This window comes from Shouchella hunanensis (genome assembly GCF_028735875.1).
Lineage (GTDB): Bacteria > Bacillota > Bacilli > Bacillales > Bacillaceae_D > Shouchella > Shouchella hunanensis.
This window is the reverse complement of the sequence record NZ_CP117834.1, coordinates 757287-778830: the sequence shown is the minus strand read 5'-3', so window position 1 is coordinate 778830 and position 21544 is coordinate 757287. Positions and strand designations below refer to the sequence as shown.

Annotated in this window: 22 protein-coding genes and 1 riboswitch; of the genes, 10 read left to right on the top strand and 12 right to left on the bottom strand. The window is 39.8% G+C overall.

The features are described 5' to 3' along the window. The first annotated feature begins 1 nt into the window (after position 1). From PQ477_RS04210 to PQ477_RS04200, 3 genes are all read left to right on the top strand, one after another. On the top strand, positions 2–1189 hold the full coding sequence (locus tag PQ477_RS04210) for a response regulator (RefSeq protein WP_035394773.1): 1188 nt from the start codon (positions 2–4) through the stop codon (positions 1187–1189). A gap of 77 nt (positions 1190–1266) precedes the next feature. Then, on the top strand, positions 1267–2151 hold the full coding sequence (locus PQ477_RS04205) for an ABC transporter permease (RefSeq protein WP_144560530.1): 885 nt from the start codon (positions 1267–1269) through the stop codon (positions 2149–2151). Between the two features lie 14 nt (positions 2152–2165). Beyond that, positions 2166–3047, top strand: coding sequence for a carbohydrate ABC transporter permease (locus tag PQ477_RS04200; protein ID WP_035394770.1), 882 nt, complete (start codon positions 2166–2168; stop codon positions 3045–3047). Between the two features lie 42 nt (positions 3048–3089). Here PQ477_RS04200 and PQ477_RS04195 read toward each other — a convergent pair whose 3' ends face one another. The 4 genes from PQ477_RS04195 to PQ477_RS04180 all read right to left on the bottom strand — a co-directional run bounded on the left by PQ477_RS04195 (position 3090) and on the right by PQ477_RS04180 (position 6456). Next, entirely contained in the window at positions 3090–3341 is a 252-nt protein-coding gene (locus PQ477_RS04195; RefSeq protein ID WP_035394768.1) for a hypothetical protein, read from the bottom strand. Further along, positions 3338–3916: a sigma-70 family RNA polymerase sigma factor gene (locus tag PQ477_RS04190; protein WP_035394766.1), complete on the bottom strand. Its 579-nt coding sequence runs from the start codon at positions 3914–3916 to the stop codon at positions 3338–3340. The genes PQ477_RS04195 and PQ477_RS04190 overlap by 4 nt, the downstream gene beginning before the upstream one ends. Before the next feature lie 264 nt (positions 3917–4180). Then, positions 4181–4942 (bottom strand): L-2-amino-thiazoline-4-carboxylic acid hydrolase, encoded by a 762-nt coding sequence (locus tag PQ477_RS04185; RefSeq protein WP_274272998.1) that lies wholly within the window; start codon positions 4940–4942, stop codon positions 4181–4183. A gap of 212 nt (positions 4943–5154) precedes the next feature. Beyond that, on the bottom strand, positions 5155–6456 hold the full coding sequence (locus PQ477_RS04180; protein ID WP_144559765.1) for an alpha-glucosidase/alpha-galactosidase: 1302 nt from the start codon (positions 6454–6456) through the stop codon (positions 5155–5157). A 158-nt stretch (positions 6457–6614) separates the two neighbouring features. On the opposite strand from PQ477_RS04180, the gene PQ477_RS04175 reads away from it, so the two are divergent. Then, positions 6615–7502 carry an AraC family transcriptional regulator gene (locus PQ477_RS04175; RefSeq protein ID WP_144559763.1) on the top strand — a complete coding sequence of 296 codons (888 nt, stop codon included), beginning with the start codon at positions 6615–6617 and terminating at the stop codon, positions 7500–7502. Further along, entirely contained in the window at positions 7502–9127 is a 1626-nt protein-coding gene (locus PQ477_RS04170) for a YndJ family protein (protein WP_274272997.1), read from the top strand. Before PQ477_RS04175 ends, PQ477_RS04170 begins: the two co-directional genes overlap by 1 nt. On the opposite strand, the gene fni is transcribed toward PQ477_RS04170, so the two are convergent. From fni to PQ477_RS04150, 4 genes are all read right to left on the bottom strand, one after another. Continuing rightward, positions 9124–10173 carry a type 2 isopentenyl-diphosphate Delta-isomerase gene (gene fni, locus PQ477_RS04165; protein ID WP_144559758.1) on the bottom strand — a complete coding sequence of 350 codons (1050 nt, stop codon included), beginning with the start codon at positions 10171–10173 and terminating at the stop codon, positions 9124–9126. The two genes, PQ477_RS04170 and fni, sit on opposite strands and share 4 nt — an antisense overlap. Positions 10174–10314: 141 nt before the next feature. Continuing rightward, positions 10315–11685: a magnesium transporter gene (gene mgtE / locus PQ477_RS04160; protein WP_035394756.1), complete on the bottom strand. Its 1371-nt coding sequence runs from the start codon at positions 11683–11685 to the stop codon at positions 10315–10317. Positions 11686–11880: 195 nt separating this feature from the next. Then, positions 11881–12048: riboswitch (M-box (ykoK) riboswitch) on the bottom strand. An 83-nt stretch (positions 12049–12131) separates the two neighbouring features. Then, a complete protein-coding gene (locus tag PQ477_RS04155) occupies positions 12132–12803 on the bottom strand; it encodes a nitroreductase family protein (protein ID WP_274272996.1) in 672 nt (223 codons plus the stop codon). Positions 12804–12969: 166 nt separating this feature from the next. Then, positions 12970–13413 (bottom strand): MarR family winged helix-turn-helix transcriptional regulator, encoded by a 444-nt coding sequence (locus PQ477_RS04150; protein WP_274272995.1) that lies wholly within the window; start codon positions 13411–13413, stop codon positions 12970–12972. A 200-nt stretch (positions 13414–13613) separates the two neighbouring features. Between PQ477_RS04150 and PQ477_RS04145 the strand changes: the two genes are divergently transcribed. Then, positions 13614–13970, top strand: coding sequence for a hypothetical protein (locus PQ477_RS04145; protein ID WP_035394755.1), 357 nt, complete (start codon positions 13614–13616; stop codon positions 13968–13970). Between the two features lie 22 nt (positions 13971–13992). On the opposite strand, the gene PQ477_RS04140 is transcribed toward PQ477_RS04145, so the two are convergent. Continuing rightward, on the bottom strand, positions 13993–14499 hold the full coding sequence (locus PQ477_RS04140; RefSeq protein WP_052007883.1) for a GNAT family N-acetyltransferase: 507 nt from the start codon (positions 14497–14499) through the stop codon (positions 13993–13995). Between the two features lie 276 nt (positions 14500–14775). On the opposite strand from PQ477_RS04140, the gene PQ477_RS04135 reads away from it, so the two are divergent. Continuing rightward, on the top strand, positions 14776–16065 hold the full coding sequence (locus PQ477_RS04135) for an aspartate aminotransferase type Ic (RefSeq protein WP_274272994.1): 1290 nt from the start codon (positions 14776–14778) through the stop codon (positions 16063–16065). Positions 16066–16098: 33 nt separating this feature from the next. Here the strand turns inward: PQ477_RS04135 and PQ477_RS04130 are convergent, their stop codons facing one another. Both PQ477_RS04130 and map read right to left on the bottom strand, forming a co-directional pair. Further along, complete coding sequence (locus tag PQ477_RS04130) at positions 16099–17172, bottom strand: substrate-binding domain-containing protein (protein ID WP_035394753.1); 1074 nt, start codon at positions 17170–17172, stop codon at positions 16099–16101. 130 nt (positions 17173–17302) lie between these two features. Further along, positions 17303–18070, bottom strand: a complete 768-nt coding sequence (map, locus tag PQ477_RS04125; RefSeq protein WP_144559748.1) for a type I methionyl aminopeptidase — start codon at positions 18068–18070, stop codon at positions 17303–17305. Positions 18071–18315: 245 nt separating this feature from the next. On the opposite strand from map, the gene PQ477_RS04120 reads away from it, so the two are divergent. Beyond that, positions 18316–18768, top strand: coding sequence for a flavin reductase family protein (locus tag PQ477_RS04120; protein ID WP_274272993.1), 453 nt, complete (start codon positions 18316–18318; stop codon positions 18766–18768). A 139-nt stretch (positions 18769–18907) separates the two neighbouring features. On the opposite strand, the gene PQ477_RS04115 is transcribed toward PQ477_RS04120, so the two are convergent. Further along, positions 18908–19966 (bottom strand): DUF3900 domain-containing protein, encoded by a 1059-nt coding sequence (locus tag PQ477_RS04115; RefSeq protein ID WP_274272992.1) that lies wholly within the window; start codon positions 19964–19966, stop codon positions 18908–18910. A gap of 166 nt (positions 19967–20132) precedes the next feature. Between PQ477_RS04115 and PQ477_RS04110 the strand changes: the two genes are divergently transcribed. Both PQ477_RS04110 and PQ477_RS04105 read left to right on the top strand, forming a co-directional pair. Further along, a complete protein-coding gene (locus PQ477_RS04110; RefSeq protein WP_035394749.1) occupies positions 20133–20888 on the top strand; it encodes a hypothetical protein in 756 nt (251 codons plus the stop codon). 5 nt (positions 20889–20893) lie between these two features. Next, on the top strand, positions 20894–21532 hold the full coding sequence (locus PQ477_RS04105; RefSeq protein ID WP_274272991.1) for a peptidylprolyl isomerase: 639 nt from the start codon (positions 20894–20896) through the stop codon (positions 21530–21532). The last annotated feature ends 12 nt before the right edge of the window (positions 21533–21544 follow it).

Here is a 21544-nt window from a genome sequence, read left to right as displayed (position 1 = left end):
TATGTACCAGCTATTAATTGTGGATGATGAAGACGCTACATTACAAGGATTAGCAAGCTTACCATGGCATCAACTTACGATTAGCCAGGTTCACTGTGCACGCTCCGCTCGAAAAGCGAATGAAATCTTAGCGGCATTTCCTATAGATGTTTTGATTACCGATATACGTATGCCAGGGCGTTCAGGTCTTGAGTTATTACAGGATGTAACGAAGTTTTCCATACAACCTAAATGTATTTTACTTTCTGGTTATTCAGATTTTTCCTATGCGCAAGCAGCGATAAAGGCACAGGCAGTCGATTATTTACTAAAACCAGTTAGAGATGAAGAGCTCATTTATGCAGTTGAACAAGCATTAGTAAAAAAGATTGAAGAGAAAAAGGAACGGTATATGCAAGAACAAACTGTTGCAGCGATAAAAAGTAACTTAAGTTTTGTAGGAGAGTCGGTCTTTCAGCCATGGATTAGTGGAGAAAAGGGAGATGATGCTCTAAAAGCAGAGCTTGTGCATTACGGTATGGCTCATCAAAGCGATATTCGTACCATTCCCATTACCGTTCGTGTTGAGCACAGCCAGAATTCAAGCCATGGCTGGAAGCAGATGATTAATGAAGAACTTGCAGAAGCTTATGTTTTATTAGAAAAACATGTCTCTCTAAATGCGATCTCTTATCTTCTTTATCCTGTACATCACAGTGATCCATTGCTAGTAGAAAAAGATGTTCATGATCGTGCCGTTCGATTACGAAAAGCATTGAAAAAGGATCTTTTTTATGGAGTGACGATAAAAGTGGGGGCGCCATTAATTTTTTGGAAGCAGGCAAAACAGTATCTTCGTAAACCGCTAGTGGATTCAACTAGCGAAGAAATTCAACAAGATTCGCTAGCAAAAAGAGTGAAAGAATTTATAGATGCTTCGTTTATGAAGCAGCCAACGCTACAAGACATAGCAACGAATCTATATTTAAATCCATCCTATGTATCAAAGCGTTTTAAAGAAGAAACAGGCGAAACATTGACAGATTATATTCACCGCTTACGCATGAATCGTGCTGTTACGTTATTAACACAAACGAATATGAAAGTCAGTCTAATATCAGAAGAATTAGGGTATCAGCATGCCTCTTATTTTATTCGAGTGTTCAAGAAAGAATTTAAGCAGACGCCACATGAATTTAGACAGCGCTAAGGAGGGAAAGAAGCGTGGCCCAACTAAAAAGTGAGACGATACAGCCTCTCGTTAAAAAGAAGAAACAGCCTTGGAATATGAAGCGTAATTGGCCGCTACACGTACTTGTGCTGCCAGCAATACTCTTTGCACTTGTATTTAATTATATTCCTTTAGCAGGTATTATTATGGCCTTTCAAAACTTTAAGCCATGGGAAGGCTTTTTAGGATCCGAATGGGTTGGGTTTGATCAGTTCATTCGCATCTTTGAATTTCAAGAAGGCAGACAAGTCATTTGGAATACACTTGTCATTTCCACCTTCAAAATAATCTTCCAGCTTATCGTGCCTATTGTGTTTGCTTTACTATTAAATGAAGTTCGAATTATCGCTTATAAGCGCTCGATCCAAACGTTAGTCTATTTACCCCATTTTTTGTCATGGGTTATTTTAGGCGGTATTTTACTTGATCTTTTATCGGTTGATGGTGGGTTAATCAATCAATTTATCGGGATCTTTGGTATGAATCCAATTTTCTTTTTAGGAGATAGTGATTGGTTTCGCGTAACTGTTATCGTATCGGATGTTTGGAAAGACTTTGGATTTTCGGCAATCATTTTCCTGGCAGCGTTAGCAGGAATTAACCCCAGTTTGTACGAGGCTGCAATCGTCGACGGAGCTAATCGTTTGCAACAAGTTCTTCACATAACGCTTCCAAGTCTACTACCCATTACCATCGTTGTGGCAACGCTCGCACTAGGAAATATCTTAAATGCGGGATTTGATCAAATTTTTAATTTATATAACCCACTTGTTTATGATAAAGGTGACATCATTGACACATATGTTTATCGACAAGGGCTGCTTGGCGGGAATTTTAGCTATGCAACAGCAGTCGGTGTATTTAAATCTGTTATTGCCTTTATTCTCATTGTGACCGGTTATCGCTTAGCTTACAAGTACGCAAACTATCGCATCTTTTAGAAGGAGGAGGAGCTATGCATCATCGAAGTCGTTCTTATAAACTGTTTTCACTATGTAACAATATCTTTCTTCTTGTCCTCGGTATTCTTTGTATCTTGCCGCTTATTCATATTTTAGCAGTATCGTTTAGCGCTTCAGCGCCGGCAAATGCGAATTTGGTTCGCTTTTTTCCGATTGACTTTACGTTTGCTGCTTGGGAGCAAACCCTTGGAAATGAAAATTTCCTAAGAGCGCTTTGGAACGGTGTTTTTCGAACGGTTCTTGGGACGTTGATTAGTTTAACTGTTGTGACACTTGCGGCCTATGCACTGTCAAAAGAAGATCATGAGTTCCGAGGTAGAAAATGGTATGTATATACACTGATCTTTATTATGCTATTTAACGGAGGATTAATTCCAACGTATATTTTAATTCAAAACCTCGGAATGATTAATACGATTTGGGCACTTGTTCTACCAGGAGCAGTAAATGTTTTTAATATGATTTTACTGTTAAATTTCTTTCGAACAGGAGTGCCTAAATCGTTAGAAGAAGCCGCTTTAATAGACGGTGCCGGTCATTTTAAGATCCTTTTTCGCATTTATTTACCGATTTCATTACCGGCACTTGCGACGGTAGGTCTGTTTACAATGGTAGGACAATGGAATTCATGGTTCGATGGGCTTATTTATTTAACCGACTCGTCGAAATATCCATTATCGACGTTTTTACAAACGATAATTGTACAAAATGATTATTCACAAATGAATGTAAATCCTGATGAAGTCCGGGCTCTATCAGAACGGACGGTTCGCTCTGCTCAAATTTTTATTGGTGCATTACCAATTATTCTCGTTTACCCATTTCTTCAAAAGTATTTTGTAAAAGGAATCGTGCTAGGTTCTGTTAAGGAATAACGGCTTAGTAGAATCGCTTTTCTTTTGATAAATAAAGCGATTCTACTCGTATTCTTTCTTGTTCTTTTCATGATGTAGTAAGTATAAACCAATTGTTTCCGCTACTTCCTCATGGCCACTAACAAATTCGTAAAAACCTGGAGCATTGATATTCTGGATGACATCCATTTTCTCATAGATTTTCATTTTAATTTCCTGTTCCAAATCTTCTCTGTTTGCAGGTGCGGTTTGGTAGAGGCTTTTTTTTATTTTTGGTTGAAAATCTTCTAAGATCTTTTCATAGTGAAAACTCATTGTTCATTCTCCTCATTTATTTTTGGTACGCTTGATTTTAAACGTTCAAGGGCGCGCTTTTTGTTGTATGAGATTCGTTGTTCTGATGCATCTAGGAAAAGGGCAATTTCTTTGTTTTGATAGCCATAAAAGTATGAATAGATTAAAATGGTTTGCTGCATCGAATTAAGCTGTGAAAACGCTTGGGAAATATACTTGTCTGCAAATAATTCAGCAGTAGAACCTTCTTCATCCAATGCGTGCTCAAGATCATCTAGAACATCACCGGCACGAATCATTCCAATAAAAGTAGAATAGCCATCATCTGTTTGCTTTTCGTCAATGGAAACAGTTAAAGGTTGATTTCGTACACGCTTATCAAAATCGACTGAATACCCTTTAATAAGTCTACTAATGTATTGAACCGTTTTAATACGCGTGAAAAAACGCCGAAACGCATCATCAAGTGCAAGTTGATTCATTGGAGTAGGGTATTGTTGTGCCGTTAAGAAAAGCTGTTGATGGTCACGATCTTTTAGGAATAATTCAATCATTAATCGGACGGACTGTTTTCTCTTTGTATGGGCTTCATCCACATAAATGACCTCCTTGACCTCTTTTTATAATAGAGAACGTTCGCAAAAAAAATAAAAACACGAACATATTTTCGTATAAAAAAAGTATACAGAACAATTGTTCGCTAATCAAGAGCCTGTCCATTGGGAAATATGATTGAGATAGAAAGAAGGCAAAAAAAAAGACTACTTCAATCAACTAGAAGTAGCGAAAAATGAGGATTTTTTAAATCGTTCATGTTATAAAAAAATTTATTTAAAGATACATTTGTTCAGGAGCATGTATTAATTCGATTCATCCTCTTTCATCTGGAAGCGAAAATGACAGTCGCCTTCTTTTAACACATAGCGATCATGAAGAACATCGAAATTCCGGTTGTAACCTTTTGCAATAGAAGGATCTATCATTTGACAGTAGAGAATCCCGTGCTCACCGGTTCCATCTTTTTTCCATTGATCACCGAATGCGCAAACAGTAAAGGTTTGCTCGATTTCTTTTGGATGGTATGTGGTTTCAAACTCAAACAGGTCACTACGACCCATATCATAATTGGTTAAATAGTTTTCAGCTGTGTTAGGCAATCCTTTTGCCGCTGCTCGTCTGGCAATGTCTTGCCCACGGGCTTCACCGAAATGACGAACCCCTTCTCTAATGGCTTGTCTGCCATCTTCGTCAAAACGATCAACAACCGCTTTCGCAATATGCGCAAAGAGCTTTGCCATCATAGCGTAAATCGTAAAGGGTTCAATTCCTGCCTCTTTTTGAATCTGTTCATATGCACGGTGAGTTTCTTTCACTTCCGAAGCATTAGCTAAATGTGGGATGGAATAGCGTGCACGTTCGTCTAGCTGCTTATAGGAATGAGACGAACGTTTGTTTAAATCGTTTAACTGCTCATCAAGCAAAGCTTGTACCCCTTGCTCGACTTTGTTTACTCCTTCATCTCCAAATTGTTCGTAGACAGACTTCACGAGTGAAGCATATAACTTTGAAATGATAATGTCCATTGTTACTGGAACATCAGGTACATCGTTTCTCAAGGTCAACTGTAGTCTCATCCTTTCTTATTTAATCTGTTAACGGAAAACGAACTTATTGCTTAGGTTTTTCTATTCTATCATAGGTAGTATGGATGTTTTGGTAGAGTAGGCTGATACAAAATAGATGAGAGGGACTGAGCCGGATTAGTACGCGTTTATAAATAAGAAGCTTCCACACCAAATCAATAGAAATGGCGTGAAAGCTTTTTTTATAGACATTATGAATAATCTGGGAGATATTCTCCATGTGCTTCAATTAAATCATCACAAAGCGCTACGATATCATCAATTGATAATTCTGCTGATGTGTGCGGGTCGAGCATTGCCGCATGATAAATGTGGTCTTTCTTTTTGGTGATCGCTGCTTCAATAGTAAGTAACTGTGTATTAATGTTCGTGCGGTTAATGGCCGCAAGTTGCTCTGGTAAATCACCAACAAAAGTCGGTGTTACCCCTGAGCGATCGGCTATGCATTGAACTTCTACACAAGCGTTTGTCGGCAAGTTTGAAATGAGGCCGCCTTTATTTAGAACATTGCCACCAAATAGGAATGCTTCACCTGTTTCCATTGCCTCAATAATTCGTGAGCCATATTCAATAGAACGATTATGTGTAATATCCCCGTCATTCATCAACGACTGCTTCATCTTCTCCCAGCCTTCGATTTGGTTCACACAACGTCTTGGGTACTCGTCTAGCGGAATGTTAAAGCGATCAATGAGCTCTGGATAAGCTGATTTTATAAAGTATGGGTGGTATTCGGCATTGTGTTCTGATGATTCCGTTAAGTAATAGCCAAAACGTTGCATCAGTTCAAAGCGAACCATATCGTGATGTTTTTCCTTACTTTTTTCTTTTGCCCGTCTTTTAATTTCCGGATAAAGATCGACGCCGTCTCTTGTTACTTCAAGTAACCAAGCAACGTGATTAATACCGGCGATTTTTTCCTGAATTCCGGAATGGTCCATGTCTAAATGCTTAAATAAGTCGCGTGTACACACTTGAACGCTGTGGCATAGCCCAACATTTTTAACATTTGTAAAGCGTGACAACGTTCCAGTAAGCGCAGCCATAGGGTTGGTATAATTAAGAAACCAAGCGTCAGGTGCGACTTCCTCAATATCTTTTGCAATATCAAGCATGACCGGAATCGTTCTTAAAGAACGGAATAAACCACCGATTCCAATTGTGTCACCAATGGTTTGCCGAAGCCCGTATTTCTTAGGGATGTCAAAGTCGATAACGGTACTAGGCTTATAACCACCGACTTGAATAGCGTTAATAATATAACTTGCACCGCGTAAGGCTTCTTTGCGGTTGTCGTATTTTTTAATGGTTACGGTAGACTTTAGATTATCTTTTAATTGAGTGAGAAGAGAATAGGATTCTTGCAAGCGATCTGGGTTAATATCAAATAACGCAAATTCAAACCCTTGTAAAGATTCAACATGCATACAGTCTCCAAGAACATTTTTTGCGAAGATGGTACTACCTGCACCAATAAATGTTAGTTTCTTCATAACGTAACCCCCTACTGTTGATACTCACAGTATAGTAATAGTTTCACTAAAAGTAGTAGAAAATTGCTGTTTACTTTATGGAAATTATTGCGCTTTCAACAGAGCCTAGTCGCAACAAGCATTCTACGTTATACTGAGGGGGCAAGGGGGAGAGAATCATGAGAGAACAAGGGCTTAAAGGTTCATATGGATTTCGCTTCCAAGAACATCCGTATCCATTTCAAGTGAATCTTTGGAACATTGGCTGGGAAGTTGTCCGTAGCCCTACTTATTCATGGAACGGGCAGACTCGAATTGATAGAGAAAAAATTGTGTTTCAATACACGCTATCCGGACATGGCGCCTTAGCCTATGAAGATCAGACATTTACGTTAGGAAAGGGGCAGGCTTTTTTTGTCTCCATTCCAAGTGATCACCATTATTTCTATCCAAAAGAGGCTACGACCGATTGGGAATTTATTTATATTACATTAGAAGGAAAAGAAGCTTTATCCATGCACGATCATATTGTAGAGAAGTATGGACCAATTCTTGTTATTGAAAAAGAGGCAGAACCAATCCGTTTGCTTTTACGCTTATTATCGGAAACAGCATCGGGAGAGATTACAAACTCCTATATTGGCTCGCAGCGAGCATATGAATTTCTGATGACGCTGTTTCACTTTCTTGCGGTTCCGCCGAAGAAAAAGCTAAAAGAACCGATTACACAGGCGATTACCTATATGAAAGACCATATGAGTGACCAGTTTGATTTGGCAACGGTTGCTCATCACGTGGGTCTGTCTAAATACTATTTTATTAAACAATTTAAACGTGAATTGAACATTACACCCATGCACTATGTTTCGATTCTACGTATTAAGAAAGCCGCCTATTTACTTTCTAAAACCGATTTAACTGTGGCGGAGGTTGCTCATCAAGTCGGTATTGATGATGCGAATTATTTTACGAAACTCTTTAAAAAGACGGTCGGTGTGTCGGCTAGTAAATTTCGTAAGAATGAAGATGTTCATCTTATTGACTACATTATAACGGAGTGGGAATGATGCACGTTTACTTAGTATATAGCGCCTTTTTTCTACTGTGGGCGCTTTTCTTTAAGCCGACTGGTATTGATCTCGGACTGGGATTTGCTGTTATAGTCATTGTTCCGTTAACGACAGTGCTATTGATTGAGACTAATAAAGATACACCGTACATAACACTTATCACATGGCTTCAAAAGTGGCTGTTGCTTTTTTCTGTAGCTGGTTTAGCATCGTTAACGGTTGAAACTCTATGGGTGGCGACCTTGTTTTCAATCATTTGGTTAGGGGCAACGGTGGTTATTGCCTGCTTTGGTTTTTTTCGCTTAAGTTTACAAGGATTTCGAAATGCAGAAGAAGTGCTCATAAACGTTGGGTGTATCTATCTTGCTATCGGTGGTGGTTGGTTTGTTTTATCAGCTGTACAAGCAACTACTTTTCTTTCCTACAGCCAAACGATTATTGATTTAACGGCCATTCATTTTCATTACTCTGCCTTTGTGCTGCCTATTGCTAGCGGCATGCTGGGACGTTGGTTAAAGCATCAAACGGTTCCATTAAACGGATTTGCTTATTTAGCAGCAGGTATACTTATCGGTCCTTTTCTTGTGGCACTTGGAATTGAATTGGGTCCGCCCCTAGAGCCGATTCTTGTGTTAATCTACATTTTTTTTGTGTTTTGGCTTGCTCTTATAGCTATTCGCTATAGCTTTTTACTAAGGGGTTGGTTACGATGGTTTTTGCTTCTAGCGCATGCCGTCTTATTTATGACAATGGTGCTGTCTTATTTGTATAGCGCAGGGCTTGCATGGGCACCTCAGCGATTAACGATTCCTGACATGGTTCGTTATCACGGAATGGCTAATGCATTTGGTTATGCTTTGCTCGTGCTCATTGTCTGGATTGTCGTTAAACCAAGCGCGAAACATAGACCTGAAATGCCACTTCAGCCTATAAGAGGGAGGAAGTACATTCAAGATCAACTGTTTGCTCACTTAGAGCTTACGCCGACAAACGCACTTATAAAAGAGTGGCGTGAATATGAGCACGAGCAGTTTCACATTAAAAACGTACATCCAAACGTTTTACGCTTTCACGAACAGACTAGTCGCTATGCGCTAGAAGCGACTATCAAATGGCATCAGCCATTTCGATGGTTTCTGCCCTTCCTATTGTTTGTAACAAAGCGATTAAAACAACTTCATCTTCCAGCTGGCAAGGTACCAATGGAGGGAAATACGTATGCGCTAGTATCAAATGGGCAAGAGCATACAACGGTCTGGGTTCGCAAGCATGCACAAACAAAAGAACCGATTTTTACGGCCTACTATTCAAACTGGCTTGGAAGCAAACGATACAACTTTATTCAGTTACCCTTGCCATTCGGCGTTTTAACAGGTTTATTATTACCAATGAATGATGGAGGGGATGGCCTTTACTTAGTGGGAGATAAAACGGACCCGCTAACAGGTGTCTATCTATCTTTTTGGAAGTGGACTTGGAGAACACCGCTCCGAGAAGTTTTTCATTTAGTAGAAAAGGAAGGCACTCTTCATGCGAAGCACGCCATTTCCTTTTTTAATAAAGAGATGATTACGATTATGTACGTGATGAATGAAATCACGTCACCATCATCTCGCTCTTAGTAACGCGAAGCATAGGCTTTCGTTTCAATGCCTCTTTCATTCAACCAATGATGCGTCTCTCCTTTTAGAATAAGGGGGACGTTTTTAAGTTCCTCTACAGTGTGGACATTTAAGGCAGTCATCATATAGCATAGCTCTTCCTGCATGCGCTCAATAGAAGCGATAACGGCATCGATGCCATCATTCTGCAATGTCTTAATGAAAAAACCGGACATACCTACTAAGGAAGCGCCTAACGAGAGCGCTTTGGCTGTATCTATACTCGATGTTATACCCCCAGAAGCAATCAATGTGAGTGGAAGTGCTAATGAGTGGGCTTCAACTAATGCAATTGGTGTAGGAACGCCCCACGAATTAAAAAAGTCTAATGAAAGTTGCCGACGCGCATTTTCAATTTGTGAAAAATTCGTTCCGCCTGTGCCGCTCACATCAACAGCATAGACACCAGCTTCATAGAGACGTTTAACTGCTTCTTTCGTCATGCCAAAACCGACTTCTTTCGCAATAATCGGTACAGGACTTTTCGCCACAATCGCTTCCAAATTGCGTAGACGCTTAGAAAAATCCCGATCACCTTCAGGCATAGCTAGCTCTTGGATATGATTAAAATGAATTTGAAGACCATCCGCTTCAATCATATCAATGGCACGCAAGGCGTCAGACGGTGTTGCTTCTGCCCCTAAATTAGCTAAGCAAACGATGTCTGGTGCTGCATCGCGAATAATTCGATACGTATGTACTTGCTCTTGATCTTTGATCGCTGCCATTTGCGATCCAACGGCCATTGGAATGGAAAAGTGTTGCGCCACTTCTGCAAGCTGCTGATTAATACGTGCTGTTTGCTTGCCTCCACCACCTGTCATTGCGTTTATGAGCAATGGCAACGATATGGGTTTATGAAGAAAAGTGGTTTCAAGCTGGCAGTGATGAAAGGACGAGGTAGCGAGCGTTTGATGGATAAATTGAATGTCCTCAAAAGGGGAGCGCGTTTGGTGCTGCTGAATGGCTTGATGAATATGGTCATGTTTACGTTGTTCTCTAGACAAAGACGTGCTCCTTTCTTATTCATTTTCTTATTTTCTATACCCTGTTTACTTGAATTTAACCATAGAAAACGCTGGTTTCGCAAGGAAGACACGAACAAGGAAAAGAGCTTATCGATGTTCATGTCGATAAGCTTCCTTTTTTTATAATAGCTGGTCAAGAAGTGTCGTTGCGATTGTAAAATAAATCATTAAACTAATAATATCGTTTAGCGTTGTAATAAAAGGACCTGAGGCCACGGCTGGATCAATCTTTAATTTGTTAATGGCGACAGGAACAGTTGCTCCGATCACTGCTGCCACACTTAAAGCTGCGAAAAGAGAGAACCCAACAGTAAATGCTAAAATAAAATCACCGTTGTAAAACACATAAATAATGCCCATCAACACAACCATACAAACAAGACCGAGTATAATCCCTGTTCCAAGTTCTCTTTTTACTGTTTTCCATACACCGCCTCGGTCAAATGAGCCTGTTGCAATACCACGTACCGCAACTGCTAGAGACTGCGTTCCTGTATTTCCTGCTGTACCCATAATGAGCGGCATAAATGCAGCAAGCAGTACCACTTGTTCCAAAGTCGATTCAAATTGACCAATAATATTTGCTGTAATCAAACCAAAAAACATGAGCAAAATAAGCCAAGGTGCACGCTTTCTTGCAGCGGTTACCGCAGTTAAAGATAAATCCGTCGCCCCTCGTGTTGCGGCAAATTCATCGAAATCCTCTGTTGTTTCTTCTTCTAGTACATCAATGACGTCATCGACGGTAATGATACCGACAAGTCGCTTTTCAGGCGTTACAACAGGTACCGCAAGAAAGTCATATTCCTTAATTAATCGAGCAACGTCTTCTTGATCTTCGTTCTCACTTACGGATACCACTTGTGTGCTCATAATGTCCTCCACCGTCATTTCTGGTGTCGCAATAATGAGGTCACGAAGCGAAACGACACCAGCAAGTTTCTGCTGTTGATCAACGACATACAAGTAGTAAATTGTTTCTGCATCGGGTGCGCTTTCTCGTAGTTCAGCAATAACCTCTTTAGCAGAAGATTCTACCGATAAGCGTACAAATTCTTTTGTCATAATCGCACCGGCAGTTTTCGGTGCGTAAGCCATTAATTCCTCTACGCGCTTCGCTTCTTCTAAATCCATTGAGCTTAAAATATCATCAGCGCGCTCCGTATTAATTTCCGCTAAAAAGTCAGCAACATCATCGGCTGACATCGTATTGAACATGGAAACGGCATATTGATAGCTTAATCCTTCAAAAACAATAAGCTGATCTTCTAAATCTAACCCTTCAAATAGGTCGGCGAATTCAGCTGGACTAAGAAATAACAACACTTGTTTTTGAAGAGGACGCTCAATTTCGTGAAACAATTCAACTTGGTCCGTTGGGTGGAGCTCTAAAAAGGTTTCTCTGAAAGCCTTAAGATTTCTTGAAACTAGATGCTTTACAATTTCGTTTTTATATTCATTCCGTTTCCGGTCAGTCTTTAATTTATCCATCATGCTCTCCTCCTACTTCCTAGAAGAGAACCAAACAATACGTGTGGAATGGCCCCCTTCTTATACTGTTAAAGCCTATCCTCGGTTTGGGTAAACTATCCATCCCACACCACCACCTTTTAGAAAAATAAAAAACCGCCTCAGCAAATGGGAGGCGGTTTGAACGCATACTAAAGAAACATATCGTATCAATAAACTCTCCTCCATTCGTAGAGCTTTAGCACTGTGCGGCATAGGAACACATATCCAGCTACGTTAAAAACCACCTTATGTCGATGGTTTCTGTTGACCCATTGGCGTCTTTGGACATTTTTGGGTAGCAGCGTATCTCCAGCACAGGAGCCTCACCTAACGAGGGCATATAATTTCTTGCAAATTTCACTTTACAATGCGCAAGACAACTTGTCAAACCTTAATTTTTGTTGTAAAGAAAAAGACTCGCTTACTTACGAATCTTTCATTATCACCCGATCTTTAAGTGGGTTTATTTCTTTTGGGTTTGGGTACTCATGAGGTCTACCAAAAGGCATTTGCGCAACAAGATTCCAATTATTCGGTAGATCCCATCGTTTTTTGATTGCTTCATTAATCATGGGATTATAGTGCTGTAAAGAAGCACCAAAGCCTTTTGTTTCAAGGGTAACCCAAATTAAATATTGAAGCATTCCATTGTATTGTCCGGCAATGGACTTTGTATAGGTAGTAGAAAATGTCTCCTGATCATCAAAAAACAAAATAGTGCCGTAAGCATGTTCAAACATTTCTAATTTCGCTTGAGTGTCGGTGAAATCAGCATAGTCCATAATGCTTTTCATTCTTTCCTGAGTTAACTGCCAGAACGCATCATGCTCATCATGGAGCAAAAGTACCATTCGTGCAGAAAGAGCATGTTCATTCGTTGGCATGGATCGGATGGAGAGCTCAATTAGGTTGAGGATGTCAAAATCTCCCTGAACCGTATCCTTACTTAAAACGTAAATAGATCGTCTATTCTCAATCGCTTGGTAAAATTCATCATCATCTTTATCCGTTCCAAATTTTTGAACAGCGGGAGGAACAGGATTCTCTTTTTTGACAGGTTGAGATTCTTTATGAAATAAACGAGTCCATTTTTTCATGAAGATGAGTGACTCCTTTCGTATTATTTTAATAGACACTACGAGATAAGAACGCCAAGTTCTACTCGGGTGATCTCTTGTCTTACACCCTGTAGCATTATTCTAGGTAATAACACAATTCCCTTGGATGCTTATTTGAAAACATGAGCATACGAACGGTTAGGGACTAGTCTGAAATGCGGTTTTCTTGCAAACCGACTCGTTTTAAATACGTAATCATTGCTTTTTTTTCTTGTTCATTTAGTGGGGAGAAAATGGAACTAAGTGCTTGAGCGTGTTGAGGAAAGACAGCATCCATCCAATTTATCCCTTTTTGTGTAATAGACACATAAGTGACGCGGCGGTCAGTTGGACTAGGTTTTCGAACAATCATTGCTTTTTTTTCGAGTTTATCAACTACATAGGTGATGCTGCTACTAGCGATAAGCACTTTTTGACCAATTTTTTGCACAGTTTGATCACCTTTTGAATAAAGCAATTCAAGGACTGCAAATTCTGTAGGGTTAAACCCGTGTTTGCGTATATCTGTCTCAACGTGGGACTTAACGGTTTGCATAGTTCTTGATAATACAGTAAATAGTTTTAATGAGTCTTGATCTGTTTCTTTCATTGTAAACACCTCGAAATCATTTATCTCGAATTTGAATTAATTATAAAAGATGTTCCCTTGGACTGTCAATCAAAGGGGTGTTCTGATTAATTTTGTGAATTCATTGGAATTTGCTGATATTTTCAACTGAAACCTTTATACTAGAAAAGAGGTAAATAGATTAGTATAAATCTTCTTTAGAATTGAAAGGATGACATGTAATGAGAGACGTATCGATTGTTAAAGAACAACGTAACATACTTCGTGAAGAATTAGGTAAGTGTATCAATAAGGTTAAAGAAATGAAAGTGAATGAAGAGTCATTTAAACAAATGGACCAGCATGAGCAGCAAGTTTATATTTATCTTGATCGCACGATGCAGCGTTTACGTACGCAAATCAATGCGTTAGAATTTGTTTTAAACGAAGATAGTCAATTAGTGGATCCATACGCTGATCGCGCCGCAGAGAAACTAAATATTAATCGCAATAGTATTTTTGGATCAAAGCCAACTGAAGTGAAAAAAGAAGATGGCGATTACGAATTGGATATGAGCCGTGTGGATAATCAACATTAAAAGAGGGGGAGACCCCTCTTTTTTATGTGAGCTGTTTTTCAAAGCCAAAAAAGATGGCTTCTTTCCCAGGAAACTGAAGCGTGCCAACTTTTTCGTAGCCATATTTCTCAAAAAGCTGTTGGGCTTTTTCGTTTAACGAGTACGTGTCCACTTGCATGGCTGTTAAGCCTTTTTTGTGAGAATGTTTTTCTGCAAAATCGATAAGTGCCGCGGCAATACCGGCTTTTCTCGCACTAGGGTCTACTAAAAGGCGATGAAACGTTCCTGCGTGCCGCTGTTGTTCAGACCATTGTAAAGAGGTACTTGTATATTCAGGTGCAAATGATTGGTCGATTGTAATAGAACCGACGACTACTCCGTCTTGTTCGTACACAAATAATGAACCTAAATCGAGATCCTTTGTAAAATGTTGAATAGTAGGGTAGTGCTTGTCCCACTGGTCACTTCCTTCAGCATTCATCTTCTTGGTTGCTCGAATAGCCATTTCCTCTATTTTAACTAAATCTTGCTTAACTGCCTTACGAATCATATCAATATCCCTCCGAAAAAAGAACAAATTTTCTTTTTAGTTATGTTGCCAATAACAATAAAAAATACCTTCATTTTTTAGCATATCTTTCAGACAGAATGCAAGGAAGATGCGTGTAGTCAGAAAAGAAAGAGAAGCACATGAATTTTTGCAATTCATGACTGTAGGTCATAAGTGATTACTTGCTCACACCCTATCATCTAGCTTAAACTAGAAAGGTGAAATGAATGAGAAGGAAGTACGGATCTTCTTAATCTTCTAAGGGAGAGATCAACAGTGTCCAATGTGAATGAATTAACTGAAGAACAGCTTTATCAACGATATGAGCAGCTAAAAGCGCAATTGGAACGTTACAAGCGTGAAAATATGACGTTAGATATGTCTCGAGGAAAGCCAAGTCCCGATCAACTTAATCTTTCAGAAGAGATGATTGCTTTATTAACTGCAGAGGAGCTTATTACTAGCGATGGTTTAGATACGCGAAATTATGGCCAGTTAGACGGTATCCCTGAAGCGAAATCTTGGTTTGCTTCCATTCTTGAGGTAGAGCCTAGTCAAGTAATCGTTGGGGGGAATTCAAGCCTGTCGACCATGCACGACACGGTTGCCCGTGGATTGTTAAAGGGTGTAGAGGAAGAAGCTAAACCGTGGTCTTCTTATCCATCGGTTAAATTCCTGTGTCCGTCTCCTGGCTATGACCGTCACTTTTCTATTTGTGAGTTTCTTGGGATTGAAATGATTCCAGTCGACATGACAAGTGAAGGTCCTAACATGGATCAAGTAGAAGCCCTCGTTCGAGAAGATGAAACGATTAAAGGGATTTGGTGTGTTCCAAAATATAGTAATCCAGAAGGTGTTACGTATTCGGAAGCAGTAGTAAAAAGACTTGCATCCATGAAGACAAAAGCGACTGATTTTCGCATTTTCTGGGACAATGCCTATGTAATTCACCATTTAACTGATACACCCGATACACTAGTATCTATCCTTGCAGAAGCAAAAAAAGCAGGCTATCCAAATCGCCCATACGTCTTTGCGTCAACATCGAAAGTAACGTTCCCAGGAGCAGGCATTTCCGCGTTTGTTTCTTCTCCTGATAATATCGCGTTTACAAAAAAACAGCTTAGTTTTCAAACCATTGGTGCTGATAAAATTAACCAATTAAGGCATATTCGTTTCTTTGAAAAAATTGGTGGTGTTGAAGAGCAAATGAAGAAACATGCAGCGATTATCAAACCGAAATTTGATTTAGTGATTGATACGCTACAGCATAAATTAGGGGACAAAAACATTGCCACATGGACGGAACCGAATGGTGGGTATTTTATTAGTGTCAACACAGAAAATGGATGTGCAGCACGAGTGGTAGCGTTATGCAAAGAAGTTGGGTTAACTCTAACTGGAGCAGGCGCAACCTATCCGTATGGAAAGGATCCACTTGATCGTAATATTCGTATTGCACCATCTTTCCCGACTTTAGATGAATTACAAAAAGCCATGAATGTTTTTTGTGATTGTGTAGAACTTGCTGCAATTGAAGGCAAAGTTGAGAAGAGCAAGGCATAGATAAAAGACTCGTGATCTACCACGAGTCTTTTTTTAGTATGCATGTTCACCTTCCTGAATAGGCGAAAAACCGACTGATTCGATGACCGTTTGCGCTTCTTCTGATTGGATCCACTCAATAAATGACGTTACCTCATCATTTGGTGTTGTAGATGTTACAGCGTAGACGGTTATAGGAATCGGATATTCATGTGACTCAAGTGTCTGTTGAGATGGTGCCACGTGATCAATAGCTAACAGTTTGGTCTGATTCGTGTCTTCGACGAATTGATAGTTACTATAGAACGTAAAGCCAATGGCATTTTGGACATTTTCGTAGGGAGTCGTTGGATCTGTTTGGCTCGATTCTTCCATAAACCACTCAAACGCCTCCTGACTATCTTCTTCTTTTCGTTGATATTGACGAATTGCTTGGGTTGCACCACCAACTTGTGACCAATTGGATAGCGCACCTGTGTAAATAGATTGAACTTGGTCCCGGCTAATTGTTTCCACTTCTTGTTCTTGATGCGTGAAAAACACAAAAGCATCTTTCGCAATAGGAACTGGCTCAACTGAATGGTCAGTTGGAAGAAGATATTCTGGAACGAACGCAATCGTGTCATTACCTAAAGAGTCTAATGGACGAGATGCCGTATCTAGTACTTGTCGGGCATAAGAAGGATCGACACTTGAAAAGGTTGCTTCGACAAATGAACTATAAAGTGGATATAAGAAGGCTTGTCCGGTAATTCGGATTGAATCAGAAGATAGGTTGGTTTCTGCTCGCTCGATTTCAATTGGTCGATTAGGATGGAATGGTTCCCATTGCTCTAATGGCACGTAAGGCTCTGCGATTGTTTTTAAAGCATTGTTTCGTTGCTCGTATGTATAGATACTAACCAGTCCAACAATGATCATACTGAGAAAAAACATGCGCCGAAAGCCTGGTCGATGCCATTGGTAGAACATTAATGTAACATAAATGACGATGCAAATCGTTGCAGCTGACAGAAGCCATAAATAGAAAATCGACATACCTAAGAAAGCGCAGATCATAACCGTTACAAATCCAATAAAAACAATGGTAGATAAAACAATGATTCGAATCATTTTTGTCACAAACACCTGACCACCTCCTATCTTTCTTCTTTTCCCTATTATTACTTTTAAAACGCTTTATTTTCATAGAAAAACACTTCTCCTCACAACAAGAAAGGAAAAGTGCTTTAATTGATTTAGTCACAAAATACGTTCTTTATAGGTAAGAGGCTGCATCTCCTTGATCGGTTAAAATAAAAGGACCATCAGCAGTAATAACGAGGGTGTGTTCGTATTGAGCAGATAAAGAGCCGTCTACAGTCCGAGCTGTCCAACCGTTGGAGTCCAGTTTGCTGTGATAAGCACCCGTGTTCACCATCGGTTCGATGGTAATCACCATCCCCTCTTTTAAGCGAATCCCTTTACCTGGAGAGCCATAGTGCAGGATTTGAGGAGGTTCATGAAGAGTCGGACCGATGCCGTGCCCGGTAAAATCTCGCACAACGGAGTATCCTTTAGGTTCAACAAAAGACTGAATGGCGTGACCGATATCTCCGAGACGATTTCCAATTTTGGCTTGCTTTATTCCTTCATATAAAGCCTGATGCGTAACAGCCATTAGTGCTTCCGCTTCAGGAGAAGGGTGTCCAACAGCATACGTCCAAGCAGAATCAGCCAATGCTCCGTTTAAGTTAAAGACTGAATCAATGGTAATGAGGTCTCCTTCTTTTAAAGGAGTCTTTCTTGGGAAGCCATGGCATATTTCATCGTTTAGAGATGCACATGTTGCATATTGATAGCCGTTGTATCCTTTTTGTTCTGGGGTTGCCCCATGTTCTCTTAAATAATTTTCTACAAAACGGTCAATCTCATCTGTAGTCACACCTGGCTGTATTCGTTTAGCAATTTCTTTATGACAAGCTGCAAGCAGTTGTCCCGCTTTATGCATCATTTCTTGTTCTCGTTTTGATTTTAATGTGATCACCTAAACCGCCTTCTTTCTTTAATAAGCAGAGTCGATAAATATTGAACAAAATGGAGTGGGATTGAATTAAATGTAGTATTCCATGTTTACAAAGTCAAGAACGTCACCAAATCTGATGTTACTAGCATACGAAAGTAATGGCTAATTGTTGCAAGTTCAACTTGTTGCAACGTGTTTTGAATGTAGGTATTATTTTAATTGAGTGCACACATATGAACAACGAAAAAGAAAGAGGAGGGGAATCAATGGATGATCGTTTATTCAAAACCGCAATGAGTAAATTTACAACAGGTGTAACGGTAGTGACAACAGAATGGGATAACGAGGTTTACGGAATGACAGCAAATGCGTTTATGTCGGTTTCATTAGATCCTAAACTAATTCTAGTCTCTATAGATAATAAAGCAAGAATGAAAGCTGTTGTCGAACAGTCTGGCTCATTTGCTATTAGTATTTTAGCAGAAGGTCATGAAGATATTTCTATGCACTTTGCTCGCCAAAAAGAAAAGGAAGACCTAGCGTTAACAACCTTTGCTGGTATGCCAACTGTTGATGGCGCAATAGCTACCATTGTTTGTGATCTCCACGATACAAGCTTGCAAGGAGATCATACGCTTTTTATTGGAAAGGTACAGGACGTGGCTGTAACAGATCAAAGCCCTCTCGTCTATTACCAAGGTAGTTACAAGAAGATCTAGTATAGAGTAGTTGCAAAAAAAAGCGCGAACCTACGACCCCTTTCTTATCAGAAACGGCCGCCGGTAGCGCTTTTTCTAGTAAAATCAGTTAAATTAACGGTAGTCGTTATTATTTTGAAAAGCTGAACGACGCATCCATTTACTCGTCATCGGCTTGCATGCGTTGAATAACCGCCTCTAAGTGGTCAGGCTTTAAAAACTCGATGGGAGAAGCATTTTTATCAAATGTAACCTGTTCGGCATCAACAACAAGTACATAGCGATCATTATATTTCGCAAGGTGAACGTTATCCCCATATGCGTCTAGGGGAAATTTAACGACAACGTCACCCAATTTAATCGTTGTTTTTGAATCAGGTATGTGAGCCGTAATGGCTGCTGTTGCTTCTACGACTTGATGGTGATTTAACTGTTCTTGTAATTCCCTCGTCTCACTAGCTGACCATGACTCTAAGCGCTCTTCCATTTCTTGTCTTTCTGAACTCTCAGAGGAAAAGGTTTCATTGACATGATCTTGAACCATTGTCTGTACTTGGGTTTTGATTACTTCTGGCATTGGGTCTCCGTAAGTAACGAATGGAAGGAAATCTTCAAAGTATCGTGCATGTGAAGACTGATGAATTTTCACTTTAGTGTGTTCGAGCATGCCCTCTTCAATCATGTATGGATACTGAATCGACTTCATATTTTTCGTGGTAATCGCTCTTTCCACTTTTTTAACAAGTGTATTGGCGTCGCTCAGAACCGCAATATCATCTTGAAAATCACATTTTAATATAAAAAGAAATAAGTCATCAAAGTATTTTTTTGGTTTTGCTTGGCAAACGAGAAAAACGCCACCTCGAACGGCGCTCGTTTGAACATACGTTTCTACAAATGATTCACTTTCTTTTTTGAAATCAGTACTAGTTGTTGCATGAAGGGCTCTTTGAAAAAGCGCATAATTTGGGTTCGATTTAAGAGGATGATTGCCTTCCGTTACGAATTCACCTAGTTTCGTTGGTGCTTGTGCATGATTGGGATGGGACTGTGCTTTCCGTTTTACAATTCTCTTTAATTCTCCTTCTAAGAATTGGGAAAGGGCACTATTTTCAAATGTCGCTGCATCCAATGTTTGGTAATGACTATAGGTTCGCTGATCTTTTTGTTGATCAATCTCAATAACGTAAAAAGATAAATAAGAAATTGAAAACTCCATAAACAAATCCTCTCTCCGATCCATTTTCTATGAGGAGTATAGCACACATTTTTTTAAAAGTATGGGCATTTGTCAAACGGGTTGTGTGATATTATTGAAATGCACTTGTTAAGAAAGCGTAATGATTTATTTTGGGTTATACTAGGTAAAAAGGAGCAAGAGAGGTGTGGATTCATTGAAACAAGCCCTTTTTTTTGCTGTAGCGACGGGATTATTCGCCATCTTAGCAGCTTGTAGTGAACAACAAAACGTTATAACTGACGATGATATGGTTGCTACTGATGGTACGATCACAAATATAGAGTACGAAGGCAACGAGCATGCGGTAGCCGGTTTAAACGCTCACATATCGACTGAAGATGTAGATGAATTACCAAGCATTGAATCGTTTGACGTGAATGGCGATCCTCAGAAATCGGTTCATTTAAGTAATCGAACAGAAGTATATATTAAACATTTGTCGTCTTATTTACGAGTTAACCAGTCTTATTTGAAAAATGATATTGATGTCACTGTATATGAAGAACTAAACGATGAAGGTAGCGATGAAACGGTCGCTACAAAAATTGTTATTCAATCTAAAGATATGTCCATTACGGGCAAAATCTCAAACGTAAATGAAGAAGAACAGACTTTCTTTGTTTCCGGTGAAGATGGTCACTATGAATCAGGTACTCGATTTAATTATGACCCAGCTACTGAAGTATTGCTCATGAACGAAAATCAAGAATACGAGCGCTTTAATGGTGATTTAACGCTTGGGTTGATCGTGGAAGTTATTCCTCGGAGTAAAGTGACAGAAGGGATTCCTGCTCAGTCGGATACTGCTCGTGTTATTATTCATGAAGATGAAAATGAAGGAATAGCAGAAAAGAGCGTTGATGAAGAGGATGGAAGTCTTGATACAGCGAACGAGGAGTGAAAGAATTGAAATATGGATGGTTGATTGTTTTAAGTTTACTAGTCTTTGCAGCTTGTGGTACTAGTGAAGGGGAGAACGTTGATGATGATGCTCAGACTGCAGGAGCGTCCAACGAAACAGCTACCGAAGGGGTGCCGGAAGTGCCTGTAGAAGCTGACGATACACCCATTGCGACAATTGAAATGGAAGATGGCGGGGAAATAACGGTGGAACTATACCCAGAAATTGCTCCGATCTCCGTTAATAATTTTGTTGCTCTTGCAGAAGATGGCTTCTATGACGGATTACGTTTTCACCGTATCATTGAAGGTTTTATGATCCAAGGTGGAGACCCAAATGGGAATGGTTCAGGCGGACCTGGATACAGCATTAAAGGTGAATTTGAAAGCAATGGCGTTGAAAATGACCTTAGTCATGAGCCTGGTGTTCTTTCAATGGCGAGATCACAAGGAATGGATACGGCTGGCTCCCAGTTTTTTATTGTCCACGGTGATGCTACCTACCTCGACGGTGACTACGCTGCCTTCGGTAAAGTAATAGACGGTATGGACATCGTGGATCAGATTGCCACTGTGGATAAGCAAGGTGAGAGCCCAGTAGCAGGTCAAGAACAAGTCATCCAATCGATTGTAATAGAACGATAAAGGAAAACCAGC

Excerpts from the sequence above, each read along its gene's own strand:
- PQ477_RS04210 (WP_035394773.1), top strand. The coding sequence starts at position 2 with ATGTACCAGCTATTAATTGTGGATGATGAAGACGCTACATTACAAGGA.
- PQ477_RS04205 (WP_144560530.1), top strand. The coding sequence starts at position 1,267 with ATGAAGCGTAATTGGCCGCTACACGTACTTGTGCTGCCAGCAATACTC.
- PQ477_RS04200 (WP_035394770.1), top strand. The coding sequence starts at position 2,166 with ATGCATCATCGAAGTCGTTCTTATAAACTGTTTTCACTATGTAACAAT.
- PQ477_RS04195 (WP_035394768.1), bottom strand. The coding sequence starts at position 3,341 with ATGAGTTTTCACTATGAAAAGATCTTAGAAGATTTTCAACCAAAAATA.
- PQ477_RS04180 (WP_144559765.1), bottom strand. The coding sequence starts at position 6,456 with ATGAAGAAACTAACATTTATTGGTGCAGGTAGTACCATCTTCGCAAAA.
- PQ477_RS04175 (WP_144559763.1), top strand. The coding sequence starts at position 6,615 with ATGAGAGAACAAGGGCTTAAAGGTTCATATGGATTTCGCTTCCAAGAA.
- PQ477_RS04170 (WP_274272997.1), top strand. The coding sequence starts at position 7,502 with ATGCACGTTTACTTAGTATATAGCGCCTTTTTTCTACTGTGGGCGCTT.
- mgtE (WP_035394756.1), bottom strand. The coding sequence starts at position 11,685 with ATGGATAAATTAAAGACTGACCGGAAACGGAATGAATATAAAAACGAA.
- PQ477_RS04155 (WP_274272996.1), bottom strand. The coding sequence starts at position 12,803 with ATGAAAAAATGGACTCGTTTATTTCATAAAGAATCTCAACCTGTCAAA.
- PQ477_RS04150 (WP_274272995.1), bottom strand. The coding sequence starts at position 13,413 with ATGAAAGAAACAGATCAAGACTCATTAAAACTATTTACTGTATTATCA.
- PQ477_RS04145 (WP_035394755.1), top strand. The coding sequence starts at position 13,614 with ATGAGAGACGTATCGATTGTTAAAGAACAACGTAACATACTTCGTGAA.
- PQ477_RS04140 (WP_052007883.1), bottom strand. The coding sequence starts at position 14,499 with ATGATTCGTAAGGCAGTTAAGCAAGATTTAGTTAAAATAGAGGAAATG.
- PQ477_RS04120 (WP_274272993.1), top strand. The coding sequence starts at position 18,316 with ATGGATGATCGTTTATTCAAAACCGCAATGAGTAAATTTACAACAGGT.
- PQ477_RS04115 (WP_274272992.1), bottom strand. The coding sequence starts at position 19,966 with ATGGAGTTTTCAATTTCTTATTTATCTTTTTACGTTATTGAGATTGAT.